Below are 17849 nucleotides of genomic sequence, written 5' to 3'. Positions count from 1 at the left end.
ATATCCCTCCCGATCGCTCATGACTAAACTTACCGATTAATAATGATTCGTAGATCATCCGCTGATCTCTGTTCCATATCTGCAATTTCTAATAATCGTTCGGAGATATTCTTTATGGCTTTCTCAATCATGATTTCATTCTCCATGTAAGTGATTTTTGTGAATTTTAGCCAAACAGTTCTCCATAAAGCAGCTACTTCTTGTAATCGATTAACTACTGGAAGTATACCTACAACATTAAATTTTTGAGAAATGAACTCTAGGAACCAAGAATAGTTCAAGCGACTATGAGACATATACTTCAATTGATAAAATAACTCGAACGAATACAGGTCACTTTGCTTTTTAAGTTCTTTAACAAAACCTGAATAATCCAAAATCTCTTGAGCAAAAACTCTCATCATATCAAATGAGTCCATATTGTCTTGTTTTTCATATCTATGAGTTAATGCTGTGTTAATTACTGCTCTCCAGTCGGCTATATCACATTCTGGCTCAACAAATCGAAAGGTGTAGGACTTTTCGTAACCGGCTTTTAAGTCTTCTATCGGTAATTTCTCTATTTTATTAGTCACATAAGGGTCGGTAATATAAAAGTAGCCATTGGCTTCATCAATTCCGATGATTAAACAATAGTGTTCCATATGATATTTCTTGTAGAACTGCGTCCATGGTGCATAATATGCACTAAACTTCACGGCCATTGGTATACCTGATGTTAACTCAGCCTTGACTACATTAAGAAATTCATTATAGGGAGTGAATTCATCTTCAATAAGTTGAATCCCGTGATATTTTCTCAACTCATCATGAGGATATAAATATGACGGTGTGAATAATCTTTTCCAAAAAGCATCATATTCTTCTGTTTTTGTCCTGAATCCAAACACCCATATTCCTGAAAAAAGAAATTGATAATCTTTGTTAAAATACAGGGCTGCATTAGTGAGGGAGGCCATCATACAATCACACACTTCAGTTTCAATTGGTTTAACATCAAGTAATATCATTTTCACCCTCCAATTAAACGTTATTTTTTAAATTTGTTAGACCATGTTTAATGAGCCACATAAAACTTCTTTTTATTGAATCTTCATGATAATTTGACTTAAACACATTGATACATTCCTTCATTGAGATTGTCCCATCAGCAGTTTTGACCATCTCTTTTAATATGAGTAGTCCAATCTTTGGTTCATTTAGAAGGTTTTCAATTTCATAATGAAATGGCAATTGATCCTCATTAAGCAACGTCATCCTACCTTCGCTAGTGATTATTGCCTCAGACTCAATCCCTAAAAAACGAGTCGGATAATCAGCAAAGGCTTTGCAGTATATTGGTCTCATGAATTCAAATTCTTTCTCTCTTGCCTGCTTTTCGTTATAAGTTTCCTCGCATTGATCTCGAACTGTCATTAACTCTTGCCACAAGTCTTCATATTGGCGAATGACTTTTTTCCAACTAAATTTTTCTTTTGCTCTTTCTATTGAGTTAAGTGACATCGTTTTTCTTAGTTCAGGATCGTCAATCAAATCTTGGAAAGCCCTTTCATACAAATGCATATCAACTGCGACGGATTGACTTAACATCAGATGGTGTAATCCATAACGATTATTTACATCAGTAAAAACCATCGGAGCTCTTCTTATGTCGTCATCACAACCGGTCCAGTAGGTAGGAATTAAGAAACCGGTTCTACCATGTTCGACCGTGTCTTTATACCCATCCCAATCAGAAACCACTTGCGGAATTCCACTTGCCATAGCTTCAATTGGAGTTATGCCAAAAGTCTCTTGGAGGTTATCTGCTGGTGATGTAAAAACATCTGCAGCAGAAAATAATAAGTGCCTCTTGGCAACATCATTTTTTTCAATTATTCTTACTTTATCTTTAATTCCCAACTGATTCATTTTATCTTCAACAGCAGGAAGGAATGGAAGGCTGGCTCTGTCATGTCCAGCTATTAATAACATTAGATTTTGGTTTGGATTTTTCTCCAATAAACGTTTAAAAACTATTAACAATGGTAATAAATCGGCTTTATCATAGGCAGATAGTCTACCAATCCAGAGAATTACAAAAGCATCTTCAGGGATGTTCATCTCCATTCGAATTGGTCTGTTATCTCTGAATGTAAACTTTTCAGTATCTACACCAAGTGGAATTACATCAAGTCTTCCCTTGTACTTAATAGACGTGTTATAGCTTCTGTTGAGAGAATCACTAATGTTATCCAAAATTGTTTTAACCGCTGTTTTAACTGATTCTGACGTACAAATAAGCGAATCAAATGGACGAATTGGTGTCAATAACATCATTAGGTAAAAATTCTCAATATAATTAGGATAACTTGCCCCGTGAATAGTATATGTTATTGGGAAAAGTTTCTTAGAGATGAACTCTCTCATACTTAATTGAGGAAGAAACTCCATCCCAACATTATGAAGCACATCAATATCAACACTCTCTTTTTTCGTCAGTAAATCCAATTCCGAATAAAATTCCAACGTAGTTTCTGTTTTATTTTCATGACTCAGTGCTTGAAATTTTCTCTTTATCGCCAATTGTTGGAATTGTAGTGGTTCATAAAAGTAAGTGATTTTATCTTGCTTCCCAAATTCCAACATTGCCTTTGCGTTGTCATCTACTGCAATATCATAGCCAAAAACGGAATCAAGCCCTGCCATTGGTCGAAAAACATTCCCCATCATACCTATATTTGAGACTTTATTAATCATGTATTCTCACTCCTCATTTAACTATTTAGAACATATTCAACAAATAAAAGAACTTAATTCATCTCTTTGACTATTATAGATTTACATATTTTTTTGTGTTTTGAGATTCCACTGCTGACAAAACAACTTTCAAAGTTTGTAAACCTTCTTCTCCGCTTACCATAGGTTTGGTTTTAGTGAGAATATGATCTACAAATGCATTGATCACACCACTATTATGACGTGTTCTTGCAACTAGCGAATTGGTTTCTGACAAATACTTTTCTACCCGCCCATTTTGGTATTCAACAATAGTGTATTCGTCAGGATTATCTCCCATTTTAATCATCCCGTTTTCACACCAAATTTCAGTTGTATTTTCTTCCAAATGGTACGTCCAACTAACCGTAATATTTCCTATTGCGCCGTTCTTCATATGAAGAATACACGTTGCATTGTCATCAAGCTCCGTCCACTTTTTATGAATATTTTTAACAAATGATGCAATCTCTATAACCTCATCATCAAGTAACCATCGAATTAAATCAATTTTATGCACCCCCAAATCCCCTATAACTCCGAATTTGGAATCTTCCTTCCTAAAAAACCATGAATTTTCGCCATCAACACTCCAATATTCTGGGCCTTTATTCGCAAAAGTACTTCTAAATGCCAGAACTTTTCCTAGCTTTCCTTCACGAAGTAACTCCTTTGCCCTTATGTGAGACGGCATATAACGTTGATTTTGCGCTATCATTAACATAACATTGTTTTTCTCAGCACTTTCGATCATTTTTGTAGCATCTTCTAAACTAACAGTCATTGGTTTTTCACAAAGTATATGTGCTCCTGCCTCAGCCGCTGAGATACTGATTGGTGCATGATGTATTGTAGGTGTACATACACTCACTACATCTGGCTTTTCAAGTTGTAGTAGTTCTCGATAATCTGAATATGCTTTTCCGCCATGGAGTTTAACCAGTTGCTCAGCTCGCTCAATTTTAATATCACAAAATGCAACAATCTCTACATTGCTGTTAGAAACGTATTCGTAAGCATGTCTTTTCTTAGCAATAGAACCACAACCGATAATTGCAACTCTTAGTTTTTTCATAATTAGCTCCTTATTAAATATTCAAAATATGATAATTCGCAAACTATCTTGAATAAGGCTTATCAAGTACGAAAAGCAAAAAGCATACAATCTTCAAGCCCTACAGGTAGGCTACCATTTTCAACTTGCGGATTAGCGCTAATCTGTAAACTATATCCTTTCCCTATAAGAAGTGAACTGATCTTATCCAGTAGTTCTTCATTATGCACTTCTATAATGATTTGCTCAATTTTGAGCCAATCCGTTTTTTTTATCCCTTCCAAAATCAAGTATTCGCTACTCTCGGCATCAATTTTTAAAAGATCAATTTTGCTGATTCGATTTTCTTTTATTATTTCAGATAAGGTCCTTAATCTACATGTAACATTTTCGTACTTATAAAATTGATCAACATACTGATTAATTTTGCTCTCTATGGCAGCAGACCTTTTCTGATTTTCATTTAGGATATTTTGCACATTATTTTTAGCTTCATTGAGATTCTTTATAGGATCTACGAATTGACCTGAAATACCTGGAAATTGCTTGTAATAGATAAAATTCGCTTCTCCACTTTGATTTGAAAGCCCAACGTTGTAATAGTTCGCATTAATATTATTATGTTTCAAATTCGATTCAAGAGCCTTAAATATAGGAAGAATCGGCTCAAAACAATACGTAGTACTATTAGTGCAGATTGTATTTAAAAACAGAGTAAACATCCCGATATTTGCACCTACATCCAAAACACAGCAACCATCATGTAACTTTATTCCATTCCTCAGGTAAACTTTTCCATCAAATATTTCTTTATACAGCCGAATAGCTTGTTGAGTATTAATTGGGTTCACTAATTCCATCCCATTAGGTAGTTTGAGCATTAATCTATCTCCTTTAGCACATTCAAAACATTCCAAACTTAGCTATTAAAGCTTCGTTTTATTTTGAAAATATTTTTAGGAAGAATCGTTTACCTTTTATAAAAACCTATTTTAACCTCCCAGCCCATCAATCAATTAAAAGAAGCCGCAACCTTTCTTATTGCTTCAATCGCATCATTGCAATCTGCCTCACTAAGACTAGGGTGTAAAGGGATAGTAATGGCACGAGATAAAAAGCTAAGAGTTTCTTTACACATGTCCAGTGAGTACTCTACATTTCCTTTGTATGTTTCTTTACTCCATGGGTTCCAAACACTCGAAATCCCCCTCTTTTTAATTATGTAATCCCAATTTGTATATATATGTTGATCAGCAAATCCTCTATTTCGAAGCACTCCATTGGGTATACCTTCATGAAGTAAGCAGTTTGAAAATTTTAGAGCTAACGAAGAGTTATTCGCATAAAAAATTAAATTTGTTGATATCTCACCTTTAGGATCAGGAACCCTATGCATAGTGATGAAATCAAGGTCTCTAATACCATCTATTATTCTTGTCTTGATTCCTTGAAGCGTTACAATAAGTTCGTTTATTCTTTCTGATTGAGCCAGTCCTATTGCCGCATTTAATTCACTCATTCTGAAATTCGCTGCTGGAAACGAAATTTTAGAGAGGGATGCGCTCGTTTTCCTAAAGCCTAGCCCTCCATCATGGTAGGTACACGCTCTTTCATATACATGATCATCATTAGTTACCAACATTCCTCCTTCACCACTTGTGATAAGCTTGCTTTGCTGAAAACTGAAACAACCAACATCTCCAATTGAACCTAATTTTTCACCAAAAAAGGATCCACCATTTGCCTGAGCCACATCTTCTATAACTTTCAGGTTATATCGATTAGCTATTGAAATAATGATATCCATTTGAGAAGGGATACCTCTCATATGAACTGGTATTACAGCTTTTGTATATTTTGTAATTGCGTTCTCTACTGATTTTGGGCATAAAGTTAAGGTATCATCAACATTCACAATAACTGGTACAGCTCCAGCGATAAGTACTGCAGAGGCCGTAGCAATAAACGTATACGAAGGAACAATTACTTCATCACCAGGACCAATTCCCAATGCAACTAAAGCAGTAACAAGTGCAGATGATCCAGAATTTACTGCAAGCGCATGCTTCACATTTAAATTTCTTGAATAAAATTCTTCAAGTTGCGCCGTCTCAGAATCTTTTATTTGATCTGACTCCCAACGAAAGAGTCTACGCTTCTCTAGTACATGAAGAACTCTTTCTTTTTCTTCCAAACCAATCTGTTCTGTACTGATATAATCCGGAGCCCATTCACGCGTTCTGACTGGAGATCCCCCATTTATTGCTAACATTTTTTTTCCCCTTTCTTATTTAAAAATCCTTGTATCACTTCCTCACATTCAACACCAAGCAGTAATTGAAGAAATTTATTTTCCTCCAATTGAATTTCTCGAAGAATTTTTGCAGTTTTCATCAAAGATTTTTCCTTATAAACTCCTGAGTAATGATATTTTGCTAGAACTATACGTACAAAATTCCAATTTTCAACTGTTCTTTGAATGCTTTGAGTCAATTCAGAATGATGAAAAAACAAATGATCGAGGAGATATTTTTGTGTTTTCTTCACTTTGATAATATCGTTAAATCCATTAAGAATAACTTCAGAATTTTGCTTTAACTCTGATTCATTTTCCATGATTGTGCTATATTGATCCATAAAATGATTGATTGCTTGATTTCCCTCAAGTAGTTCCAAAATCATTTTTTTCACATTTGTTGTATACTGAGAAGCATAACTTTCAAAATCCTCATTAGTTTTAATTTTTCTTCCATTCTCACCAATGCTGGTTAATGTCACCTCACCGTCATCCTTGAATTTGGAAATAAATCCATTGTAGGCGAATTCAAGATCTTTTTCAGGTAACTGATGCCAAGTATAATCCGAATCTGTAGTTTCTTGATCAATAACATTAAAACAACCAGATCGACTGTCATAACTAGTGATCAATAAGAAATGCCGCCAATGTTCCTTCTGATAAAAGTCCGAACGAAATGATAGGTAGTAGCAGTCGACAGATACAATAACTAACTTTTCCTTTATTAATGATTCAATAACATCTTGGACAACGCCTTTTGATGTGACCCATGTGTCAAATTGTAAACCTGTTTTTTTCATCGTTTCAATGACATTTTCGTTGAATACATATTCCGTATATAGACCAAAATTACCCATTTTATCATTTTGTTTGTATTTGGGTATACCTTGTACCATAAAAGGGAAAATGCTTTTATTAAAGTATTTTAAGACAGGGAATAGAGAACTATAAAAACAAGAAAAATAGAAACAATCATTAAAAGGTACTACCGTATCATCAAAGTTCTTATTCATCATCAGCATCCTTTTATAAATAGAGAATCTAGCTCTTTTTGAGATAAACTGACCATATCAAAATCAGATGGACTAAAAATGATCTCGGTTTGTAGCTCACAGTGTTGTATAAATTGTTGAATGCAAGTGACATAATAATTCATGAATTTTTCCATCCGTTTATCATTATCTCTCCCTGGACTGAACGTTAAGCTTATCATTAGCTCATCCCTAATAATCATGCTGTTGATTTCTATCATAGAAGTTAGTTTGTTACGAGGATCAGTATGAATATGTGTCATCGTATTACCTAATTCAAAATACTTATAACGATAATTAATATCTCCCATATAGTTAAAAGTAATGGCCTTGGAGTTAAATGAGAATTCAGATTTGCGTAGCTGTGTCCTGATTTGTTCTTTTAGAGGAGTAATATTTGAATAAATATCGGCTTTTTCTACATTTAACTCTATTGCTTTTATAGAAGTAAACCAACCGATTGTATCCCCAATATCCATTCCCTCAATAGAAAAGTCTCGTCCATGTCCCTCAACATTGACATTTAATCTAGAAGTTTTAAATTGCACATATCCACAAAGTGATAAGCAAATGAGCAAGGTTTCCTCAACCGAGGTTCTATAACCTAGATTTGAAACTTGTAGCAATCTGCTAGTCTCTTCCCTAGTCAACTTCGAAGTAATTGTTATACTATTTCCGTAAGTATCGTCGCTCATATCATATTCAGGAATAGGACAGATTTGATTGTTATTTTTCTCAAAGAATTCAATTTTATTGCTTTCTTCTTTTCTTGCCTTCAAAAGTGCATATTCTTGATATGAGCTGAATCTTATTTCAGGATATAGTTCCCCAAGTTCCGCTTCAGCTAAAAGATGATCCATATGTTCCAATAAGATTCTCCAGGAAACCCCATCAATAATCAGATGATGAATTGTAAGTAATAATCTCATATCCCTATTCCCGATATCGACAAGTGCGATATCAAATAAAGAACCATTAACAATATCAATACTTTCAGCCATTTCCTGGCACAAATTATCCAAAATTAACTCAATATCCTGTTTCTCTGAAGAAATAGGTAAATCAACTTCTCTTAAAAAATATTCTTTTTTTTCTGAATTATCATAATAAAGTTTTCTGACAACTGGATCATATCTACACTTTAGTATCTCGTGTCGTTCCATAAGTGAGACCCAAACTTGCTCAAGCAGATCACGGCTTACTCTCTGTTTAAAATTTAAAATCAAGGTTTGATTATAAAAACTTGGGTTCTTTAAATTTCTAGATAAGAACCATGAAATGATTGGAGTCGTTTCAATGTACCCCTCAGCTTTGACATACTTACGTTGACTTCCATTAATTTCTTGCATGAAAACTGCCATTTTTCCTAATACAGGATTTAAAAGGATGTCTTTCACAGAAAGTGTTACACCTTTATCCAATAATCTCGATGACACGCTAATTGCTTTTATTGAGTCCCCACCCAAATTGTAAAAATTATCGTTTAGGTTTATTTCATCCTGATGGAGTACTTCTCCTAAAACTTCCATCAATAGATTTAGCTTGTTATCTTCAGTTCTATGAGAACTAGAACGTTGATCTTTAAACTTAATGAGTCTTATCATTTTATTTTGATCTTTTTTACCATTAGTGGTGCGTGGAAATCCATCAAGATATACATACTTTTCTGGAACCATATATGCTGGTAAAGATTTACTCAATAACTCTTTCAAGTTAGATATTTCTTTGTCAGTATCTATGAATGCACACAAAGAACTAAATTCAAAATCTGTCTTAAAGGATGTGACCAAAACGTCTCGGACACCTTCCACTAAAGAAATCGCACTTTCAATTTCTCCTAACTCTATTCGATAACCATTGATCTTGACTTGCTGATCAGTTCTACCTATATACTCTATTAGTTTTCCATTATGGATAAATCGAGCGATGTCACCCGTTTTGTACATTTTAGTATTATTAGTAAATGGATTATTTACAAATCTCTCATTGGTTAAATCTGGTCGATTAACATAACCAAGTCCTACACCCAATCCAGCAATGTATATTTCACCCTCAGAATGAATATCAACTGGTTGTAAACTCTCATTTAATAAATATATCTGTACATTATCAGCAGGAATGCCGATTGGAACAGAAACACCGATGTCTTTATTCGGTTCATATTTATGAATCATGCATCCAACGACAGTCTCTGTTGGCCCATATTCATTGAATATCTCAATTTTCCCTTCATAATTATCATGTATTCTTTTAGCTAGTTCTACTTTTAAATCTTCGCCTCCAACAATAAACTTCTTCACGGCCCCCCTCCCATAACTAGCTTCAGATATGAGCTTCAGATGGGAAGGAGTCAATTTAATTATAGTTGCAATATTCTCTTGCAAAATTTTGTTTAAGATTTGTTCATCTGATTGATTAGCATACACATGAATTTTGTTTCCTGAGATCAATGGCGTGAAAATCGAAGTCACAGTGAGATCAAACGCTAGAGATGAATAAAGCGGGAAAATCTCGGTCTCACTGTCTCCTACATAAACTTTTTTAGCCCATGTAATATAATTCACCAGACCTCGATGTTGGATCATAGCTCCTTTAGGATTTCCTGTGGACCCTGAAGTGTACATGATATACACAAGGTCATCTAAGTCAATTTTATTCGTAGTAAAAGAGCTATCATCAACATTTAAATTAAGTATCTTGACATTTATAATAGGTATTTCTATATCCCCGATTTGTCCAGGTGAGTTTGTAAGTAATGCTACCGCATTAGAATTGTCTAAGATATACTGAACTCTTTCAACGGGATAGTTAACATCTATAGGAACATATACAAACCCTGCTTTAATTGCAGCCATTATACAGATGATAGCGTCGATACCATGACTGGCTCTAATTCCAAGCACATTCCCTTTACGAATTCCGATTTTAACCAAATAATTTGCTAAACTATTTGTCCTTCGGTTTAATTCACTATACGATACCTCTTCTAAACCGAAAGTAATTGCAGTACGATCTGGAGTTTTTAAAACTTGTTCCTCAAACAAGTCGAATATAGTGTTATTTAAAGGATTGATTTCTCCTCTGGAATCTTTAGATTTAGTAATTCTATTGTTTGGAAAACAAACCATCTCTTTTATAACGAGTGTCAATTCCTCTACCAACTTTTTAATATCGTTATCCGAGTAATTACCAGTTTTATAGTCGAATAACAGATCAAATGTATCTGACCATTCCTTAATAATTATATCAAGTGAATTTAATTGTTCACCGCTATAAATTTCTTCGTTTTCTATTTTGTATCCGTTATATTCATCTACAAGTTTCGTATTATAATAATTAACAGATATATCAAAAAGACCAGCATTTGATTTTTGAGTGACTTCAAGATCACGAATTAATAAATCATATGGATATTTTTGATGAAAAAAATCCTTACTAATATCAATTTGTGTTTGAATAATCAACTCTGAATAGGTCTTATCTGTATTAATTTGGCTAAGCAAAGGAATTGTACTCGTAAACATTCCAACCGTACATTTCAGGTCCTTCCCGCCTCTGTTTGCAACAGGAATCCCAATAACAGAATCAGTATTATCTGTTTTTAGATAGAGATATATCTTTAATGCGGTCACGAAAAAAGCATTCGTTGAACTACCTATCTCTTGCACATATCCTTTTATCTGCCGAAAAAGTTTTGTATCTAATTGACAAGATATTCTATTGCCGCCTGAAAAATACAAACTTGATTTTGGAAGTTCAGGAAGCGGGGTAAACCGCTGAATCCAATACTCCTTATCCTTAGCGAATCGTTTCGATTTTACATACTTCAATTCCTCATTGATGTACGTTGAATACGAAAATATTTCTTCCTCATTAGTGGTTTCTCCAGAAATAATTCGCTTGTATCCAAGAATAATTTGTTGACTCATTAATTGAATCGACCATCCGTCAGCAATGATATGGTTAAACTTTGCTAAGTACCCATAACTATTTTCATTTATTTTATATATAGCAAAATAGTATAGTTGTGAATTTAGTATTGCAAAAGGTACACTCATTTCTTTTTGCACCCATTGATTAAAAGCTTCTTTTGGAGAATCCTGATCGCTAAAATCAAAATAATCAAATTGATGAAATACATATTGTGCAAAGTATTGTTGAACTTCACCGTCCAGATCCACAATTCTTATACGAAGTGCATCATTATTTTTAATGAATCCATTTATTGCAAGATTGATTTTTTCCACATCCATCATTCCATTAAATGTTATAGGTCCCCCTATATTATTGATAGAAGAGTTTGGATGGATCACTTCTGTATACCATATTCTTTTTTGAGCATGGGTTAAAGGATAGAATACTGTCTCTTCCATAAATAAAATCCTTTCCACTACATAATATCTCTGGTTGGCCGATGCATAACAAACCACAATCGCAGTTTCTGTGAAAAGCACATTAAATTTATCCTGCAGAAAATAGATCTTTAGTGAAATATTGTGCTGAAATACCAACCGCTACTGACAAATTAAGAGAATCAATACTATCAGTATGAGGAATAATCACATACTCCCCTTTATTTTCATATTCTTCTCCAAGCCCTGAACCTTCATTGCCAAAAACAAGAGTATATGGCGAATTTTGGTAACAGTTTATATTCGTCAATTTTGTTGCAGATTTATTCAAAGCAAAGAGATACACACTATTTTCGTGTGAACTTCTATATTGATCAAAATCATCATAATATTCAATATTCATTCGAAATATTGCCCCCATTGACGCTCGAATTACTTTGGGGTTGAAGATATCAACAGAAGGTTTAATTATTCCTAGATTAGTTATTCCAAAACCTAAAACTGTGCGTATAATAGTTCCTAAATTCCCCATATCACTTGGATGATCTAAGATCACATGGTTTTGACCTTTTAAACACTGTGAGGTATATTTTTGGAATACACCAACAGCAAAACAATCTTCCTTTTTACTCAATTTCAAAGTTAATTTATCGTTAATAACAATAGGTATCCCTAATCTCCCACAAATATCATTCAATTTTTCAACTCCTGCATTTCCGGAACCTTTGGAATGCAATATAACCTTCTTAACCATCTGTGGCTTATGCTTAATTAATTCAATTGTTGGGAAGACACCCAACGTATACGAATGTGACAAATCTCGATGATAAGTTTTAAGCAATAAAGACATAATCTTACCTCCTTGACAATACAAAACAAATTATTATTAATACATAATGGTCTTATTTTTCTCGTAATATTTAATGATTTTAAGAAAAGCAAGTACTTCCTTTTCAACATTTAAATCATATTCCTGAAATATCGGATAATTAAAATAAATAGACAGCTCTTTCTCAGTCAAATTAAATGGGTTTATCTCCCTGTTAGCGTTCTCAAGATCTAAAACTGAAAGTGGTTCACATATGAATTCCAGCCTAGGTAAAGGCTTATTGTTTCCATACTCATCAAAGTTTTTCAAAACGATTCTTTTGCCGTTAACGTATGCAACGCCCATTTTTTTCCTTAAAGCAAAATTCAAAGCCTCTTGAATGGTATTGCAAATCGGCTCTCCTCGGTCGTTTAAAGAAGTATTGCAAATGATAGGTACATCAGTAATTTCATTAAATTGTTCGAGCACATTATATAACAAAGAGTTATGAGATCGATCGAGTGTCTGCACTCGAGAAGACCCATCAAGGTGTAATATTCCAGGGACCTGAACCTTCCTATCTTCAATAAGTTTAAAGGCATGGAGCATAAATGGTGAAGTATAGTCTGTTTCAAACCACTCCGATACTCGTTCCTTCATTACAATTGGTGCAACCGGTCTCCACCACTGTCTTTGTTTAATTTCATTTAGTTTATCTTTATGTTCAATTCGCCTCGGGTCAGCCAATATACTTCTGTTCCCCAATGCGCGAGGCCCTATTTCGGCCCTACCATTGAACCATAAAATTGGATGGTTAATAATATCTTCTGCGGCTTCTCTCGGATCCATTATAGTTATACTATCAATATAGTGTGAGTACTCATCAAAAACGGATTCTTCGTTAGTGCATTTATCTCCATAATAAGCATGACCGAGAGAAAAATTGATTTTTCCTAATTTATTAAAAAAAGCATATAGGCCCATTCCCAATGATATCCCTGAATCATTCACACATGGGGGAGCAATAAAACCTTTGAATTTGTATTTATTCATAACACTAGTGTTAGAGGGACAGTTAAGTGCATATCCTCCGGACAAAGACAAATATGTTTCTTTCGGATCTAAATCATATTTTTCTATAATTTGATCGATTATTTCATTGATCATCAATTCAGATTGATTCTGTAAAATTTTCACTAACATACTAATCTGGTTTTCAGCTCGCGAAAATCGCTCATCATAACCACTGAATTTTCCACCAACATCATCAGTAGTTAAACTCTCTATCATTTCTGCAAGACCTGTTATCCAATCAATAGCAGCATTAATATCCTCACCGGACATTATTCTCGGAGCTTTAGTTATTGCTTCATAATATTCACTGTTACTGGCACTCCCCAGAGCCATGAGTGATCCTTCTTCCATCCCATATCGCTCACTCGCAATCTTCCAAAAGATTGCTGGTGAAGAAATACTAAAAATATGTGGTTTACCTAACAAACTAACTGCTCCAGCATAAAATTTTTTATCCCGAGCCAAAGGATCGGTGATATTATCAGGACCAGCATCTAAAGCAAGAGAAATCATATTAGATTGATAAAATATATCCGTTTCCATTAGAAGACTTGAGAATAAATGCATCATACTGTGAAGGGGTAACTCTGGATATAACCCCGTTGAATCATAAGAATCATCATTTTCAAGCATCGGTGTACCCCATATATGAATAATATCATTCATCGATAGACCGTATGTTTTTAGTAGATTATTGATGATTTTATGTGCTTGCTCTTCATTGTAAAGAGATAACCAATGATGCTTCATTCCGGAAAGTCTTTCAATTTCCCAATAGTGAACTAGTTCAACCCTATTATCATTTAGTTTCCATAGTGCAATATTATGATCATGTCTCAAATTAATTCTTTTTATATGTGCTAGAGGCTGACAATGAGTATACAATGACAAATAATATCCCGATTTAATCTGACTCACCTACTTCTTTAATTTTCATTTCATTTGTTGTATTGTGATCCTTAAACCATATATGTTTTAACTCCTCACTCGAGTGTAAGAGGTCTTCTAGTTTACCTATTGCTGAAATTTCCCCTTCTTTTAATACGATAATCTGGTCAGCACGTTGGAGGGTTGGTTTTCTATGTGATACAGCAAGACATGTGGAATCACTTTCATCAAATAGTCTGGACCACAATGTTTGCTCTGTTTCCAGATCTAGAGCACTAGAGATGTCATCGAAAATATACAATTCTGAATTTGTCATGAGCATTCTCGCAATAGAAACCCTTTGAATCTGTCCTCCTGACAATTTAGCCCCTCGAGCCCCAATAACCGTATTTATTCCATTCTCCAAATTATCAATATCCTTTTCCAGGACAGCAAGTCTCAGCACGTCTTGCAATTTTTCATCTTCAACAGTTTGACCAAGCAAGATATTATCCCTGATGGTTTCACTAAACAAGTTAGGAACCTGAGGTGTGTAAGCGCATCTGGGCGGAATAAAAAATGTATTAGGATCATCAATAACACTATTATTCCACTTAATCTCGCCAGAATCCTTACGAAGTAAACCTAGTACGACTTGAAGTAGAGTAGATTTTCCTGAACCAATTTGACCTGTCACAACGGTTAATGAACCGCGTTTTAACGTGAGATTAATATTTTTGATTCCGTTAGTTGAATTGGGGTATTGGAAATTGAGTTCATTAATTTCAACAGTTTCCAATATGTCCTCTTGCTTTTTGTCCAATTCTACTACTGGGGGCAAAGAGCCAGACATAAAGACATCGCCATACTCAATCAGTTCTCCAGGATGATGATCTGGAATGACTTGATTCATTCTTTTTAATGAGGCTTCAGCTGACTTTTTTATTGCTGCAAATCCTCCCATCTCCGAAATTGAGCCCGAAACTTGAACAAGGTAGGTTGTAAACAGTACGAAATCTGCAACTGAAAATGTACCATTTCTTAAAGAACTAGCTACCAACATTAAAATTACTCCAATAGCTATGTCAGAAACATTAGTATTTGCAGTCCGGATAAGTGATTGAAGCATCGTACTTTTAATAGATATACGTTTTCTCTCCTCATTCAACTTAACAAAATGATCAACAATATTTTTTTCAGCCGATGCTACTTTCACCGCATGCACAGTACTAAAAGCCTCTCCAATAAATCCAGTTACTGCACCTGTAGCCTCTCGTGATTCGGAATAGAGTCTCTCTACTTTCTTGTTATAATATTTAACTAAAACTAAAATTATAGTAATGGGTATGATGATTACCATTGTTATCATTGGATCAATTGTAAACATTACAGTTAAAGCTACTAATGTATAAACAAATGCAGCACTTCCATCGACCCAGTATTCCAAGTAATCAATTACTGCGTTTGCATCGTCACGAAAAACATTTAACAACTCACCAGATGATTTAGAAGATAATTTTGATTTTTTTTGATTTGTCATCCGCTTTAACAAATTGCTTCTTATTAATGCTAAATATGCAAAATTCAGAATTGCCCAGGAGTATACGCAAACCACATTAAGTATGATTCGTCCAATGGCAATCCCCAGTATAAGAGCCAAGAGTACGTTAATACCAAAATAATTTATATCACCAGTAAGATTTTGGAATATTCGCGATACAATGTACCCTGTTCCTAAAGTTAGCGTGGAAAACAAGATAAAAGCCAACAAATTCAACACAAATACCCACTTACGAAAAGAAACAAGTCTTAGAATAAATCGATTTATGTTCAATTCGGTTGTACCTCCAGTCCTGTTTTCAGGAGCTCCATGTATCTCGAATCTAGTCTAGACTCTAAGTCCTCTCTTTTTTCGTGTTCAACGATTGAACCGTTCTCTAGAATCATAATTTCGTTCACCCAATTTACTGTTGATAATCTGTGAGCAATAATGATCCCTGTCCGGTTAGTCATCAGATTTATAACTGCCTGTTGTAACCAACTCTCAGTAATTACGTCTAATTTAGAAGAATACTCATCAAGAATAATGATGTCTGGTTTTTTTAAAAATAATCGTATTAAAGCAATCAATTGAGCTTCACCAGAGGACATGCCTCCTCCACCCGACTGTATAAGAGTATCTAATCCTTTGGGAAATCGATTGAACCAATCCTCAATTCCTAAGCTTCTAATAGCTGTAAAGATATCTTCATCGGTGATTGAAGAGTTAAAAAACGTCAAATTATCTCGTATATTACCTTGATACAAGTAAGTTTCTTGTGTTACAACTCCAATTTTCTCTGTTAAATGTGCAAGTGGAATATCTCTAAGGTTGACACCATCCACAGCAATCGTTCCTGTAGAAGGATCATAGATTCTCGATAGAAGTCTAATTAGCGTTGACTTGCCACTACCTGTTCTCCCTAGTACACCTAAAGTTATTCCTTTGCCCAGCTTAAAGTTAATATCATTTAATACAATTTTTCCTTGTCCATAGGAGAAACTCACATGATTAAATGTTACTTCTTTTGGTCCAGAAGTAAGATACTGATTACCCATATCGGTTATAGCATTTTGCGTTCGCTTAAGTTCATTAATACGTTGAATACTAGCGTTAAAATTTTGAAACTCCTGTAAATTATTAGCTATATTCTGTAGAGGCTCAACTAACATATTTGTATAAAATACTACCAAATATATTGTCCCTATAGTGATTGAACCTGCAGAATAGAATGATACGCTTAAAGAAAGGATAACAACATTGGCTATCGCAAAAAGAATAATAGTAACGGACCAAGTGCTTAGTCTACTTATTACCCATGCCCTTTGGGAAGCACGAAATAGAGCATATTGAAACTGGAAAAATCTCTTAAGAAAATATGAAGAGCCACCATTTTTAGTGATATCCCTCAGACCAGAAAAACGTTCTTCTAAAAAGCCCATTAAATCCGTATTAGCTTCAAGTGCCTTCTTTGCTGATGGTACAGCAATTCCGTGCACACGCATTAATGCGAGTACAGTACAAAGAGAGAAGATCGATAAAACAACTCCCAATTTCCAATCCTCAAAAAATAAAACAAGAATAATCCCTAACAACAATAAGAGACTGTTAATCATTTGAAAGATTACACCTGAGAAGAATGAAAATAAATTTCTACAGTCACCATCAATTCTTTCAATCATTTCTCCAGAAGTACGTTTAGTATGAAATGACATATCAAGATGCAAACTATGATTGAGAAGATCTTTTCTTAGATCATTCGTCGTACTCCAACCAATCATTTGTCCTAAATATACCTGGAGTAAAGATAACCCTTGACCACAGATGGCTATAACAACAAATGCAATCCCGAGCCATAGCAACAAATTTATATCGCTGCCGTCTTGAGCCTTATCAATGAAATTCTTGAGTATTTGAGGATTAACAAGTGATAACGCTGTGCCTGCTAGCATCAGCCCCCCCAGGGATAACGCTTTCTTTTTATGTGGCTTTAAGTAATCCCCCAAAAACGTTCCATATTCTTTAAATGTAGCCATTATTCCTCCAAAAATTATATTTAATCACAAAATC

At 34.4% G+C, this 17849-nt stretch carries 11 protein-coding genes; all 11 read right to left on the bottom strand.

The window, feature by feature from the left end; translation table 11 throughout:
• Positions 1 to 29: 29 nt before the first annotated feature.
• The 11 genes from HNR77_RS18955 to HNR77_RS18905 all read right to left on the bottom strand — a co-directional run bounded on the left by HNR77_RS18955 (position 30) and on the right by HNR77_RS18905 (position 17815).
• Positions 30 to 1010, bottom strand: a complete 981-nt coding sequence (locus HNR77_RS18955; protein WP_184187674.1) for a BtrH N-terminal domain-containing protein — start codon at positions 1008 to 1010, stop codon at positions 30 to 32.
• Positions 1011 to 1023: 13 nt separating this feature from the next.
• Positions 1024 to 2739 (bottom strand): glycosyltransferase family 4 protein, encoded by a 1716-nt coding sequence (locus tag HNR77_RS18950; protein ID WP_184187671.1) that lies wholly within the window; start codon positions 2737 to 2739, stop codon positions 1024 to 1026.
• A gap of 73 nt (positions 2740 to 2812) precedes the next feature.
• The gene (locus tag HNR77_RS18945) at positions 2813 to 3832 is read right to left on the bottom strand and encodes a Gfo/Idh/MocA family protein (protein ID WP_184187668.1); all 1020 of its coding nucleotides are present in this window, start codon (positions 3830 to 3832) and stop codon (positions 2813 to 2815) included.
• A gap of 62 nt (positions 3833 to 3894) precedes the next feature.
• Entirely contained in the window at positions 3895 to 4692 is a 798-nt protein-coding gene (locus HNR77_RS18940) for an FkbM family methyltransferase (RefSeq protein WP_184187665.1), read from the bottom strand.
• A 131-nt stretch (positions 4693 to 4823) separates the two neighbouring features.
• Positions 4824 to 6083 carry a DegT/DnrJ/EryC1/StrS family aminotransferase gene (locus HNR77_RS18935; RefSeq protein ID WP_184187663.1) on the bottom strand — a complete coding sequence of 420 codons (1260 nt, stop codon included), beginning with the start codon at positions 6081 to 6083 and terminating at the stop codon, positions 4824 to 4826.
• The gene (locus tag HNR77_RS18930) at positions 6077 to 7120 is read right to left on the bottom strand and encodes a BtrH N-terminal domain-containing protein (RefSeq protein WP_184187660.1); all 1044 of its coding nucleotides are present in this window, start codon (positions 7118 to 7120) and stop codon (positions 6077 to 6079) included. Before HNR77_RS18930 ends, HNR77_RS18935 begins: the two co-directional genes overlap by 7 nt.
• Before the next feature lie 2 nt (positions 7121 to 7122).
• Positions 7123 to 11511: a non-ribosomal peptide synthetase gene (locus HNR77_RS18925; protein WP_184187657.1), complete on the bottom strand. Its 4389-nt coding sequence runs from the start codon at positions 11509 to 11511 to the stop codon at positions 7123 to 7125.
• An 88-nt stretch (positions 11512 to 11599) separates the two neighbouring features.
• A complete protein-coding gene (locus HNR77_RS18920; protein ID WP_184187654.1) occupies positions 11600 to 12340 on the bottom strand; it encodes a TrmH family RNA methyltransferase in 741 nt (246 codons plus the stop codon).
• Positions 12341 to 12376: 36 nt separating this feature from the next.
• Entirely contained in the window at positions 12377 to 14122 is a 1746-nt protein-coding gene (locus HNR77_RS18915; protein WP_184187652.1) for a carbamoyltransferase C-terminal domain-containing protein, read from the bottom strand.
• A gap of 154 nt (positions 14123 to 14276) precedes the next feature.
• Positions 14277 to 16019 carry an ABC transporter ATP-binding protein gene (locus HNR77_RS18910; RefSeq protein WP_184187650.1) on the bottom strand — a complete coding sequence of 581 codons (1743 nt, stop codon included), beginning with the start codon at positions 16017 to 16019 and terminating at the stop codon, positions 14277 to 14279.
• A 50-nt stretch (positions 16020 to 16069) separates the two neighbouring features.
• Positions 16070 to 17815 carry an ABC transporter ATP-binding protein gene (locus tag HNR77_RS18905; RefSeq protein WP_184187647.1) on the bottom strand — a complete coding sequence of 582 codons (1746 nt, stop codon included), beginning with the start codon at positions 17813 to 17815 and terminating at the stop codon, positions 16070 to 16072.
• Between the last annotated feature and the right edge of the window lie 34 nt (positions 17816 to 17849).

Source organism: Paenibacillus sp. JGP012 (assembly GCF_014203995.1).
Lineage (GTDB): Bacteria > Bacillota > Bacilli > Paenibacillales > Paenibacillaceae > Paenibacillus > Paenibacillus silvae.
This window is presented reverse-complemented; position numbering and strand designations above follow the sequence as displayed.

Excerpts from the sequence above, each read along its gene's own strand:
- HNR77_RS18945 (WP_184187668.1), bottom strand. The coding sequence starts at position 3,832 with ATGAAAAAACTAAGAGTTGCAATTATCGGTTGTGGTTCTATTGCTAAG.
- HNR77_RS18955 (WP_184187674.1), bottom strand. The coding sequence starts at position 1,010 with ATGATATTACTTGATGTTAAACCAATTGAAACTGAAGTGTGTGATTGT.
- HNR77_RS18915 (WP_184187652.1), bottom strand. The coding sequence starts at position 14,122 with ATGAAGCATCATTGGTTATCTCTTTACAATGAAGAGCAAGCACATAAA.
- HNR77_RS18930 (WP_184187660.1), bottom strand. The coding sequence starts at position 7,120 with ATGAATAAGAACTTTGATGATACGGTAGTACCTTTTAATGATTGTTTC.
- HNR77_RS18925 (WP_184187657.1), bottom strand. The coding sequence starts at position 11,511 with ATGGAAGAGACAGTATTCTATCCTTTAACCCATGCTCAAAAAAGAATA.
- HNR77_RS18940 (WP_184187665.1), bottom strand. The coding sequence starts at position 4,692 with ATGCTCAAACTACCTAATGGGATGGAATTAGTGAACCCAATTAATACT.
- HNR77_RS18935 (WP_184187663.1), bottom strand. The coding sequence starts at position 6,083 with ATGTTAGCAATAAATGGGGGATCTCCAGTCAGAACGCGTGAATGGGCT.
- HNR77_RS18905 (WP_184187647.1), bottom strand. The coding sequence starts at position 17,815 with ATGGCTACATTTAAAGAATATGGAACGTTTTTGGGGGATTACTTAAAG.
- HNR77_RS18950 (WP_184187671.1), bottom strand. The coding sequence starts at position 2,739 with ATGATTAATAAAGTCTCAAATATAGGTATGATGGGGAATGTTTTTCGA.
- HNR77_RS18920 (WP_184187654.1), bottom strand. The coding sequence starts at position 12,340 with ATGTCTTTATTGCTTAAAACTTATCATCGAGATTTGTCACATTCGTAT.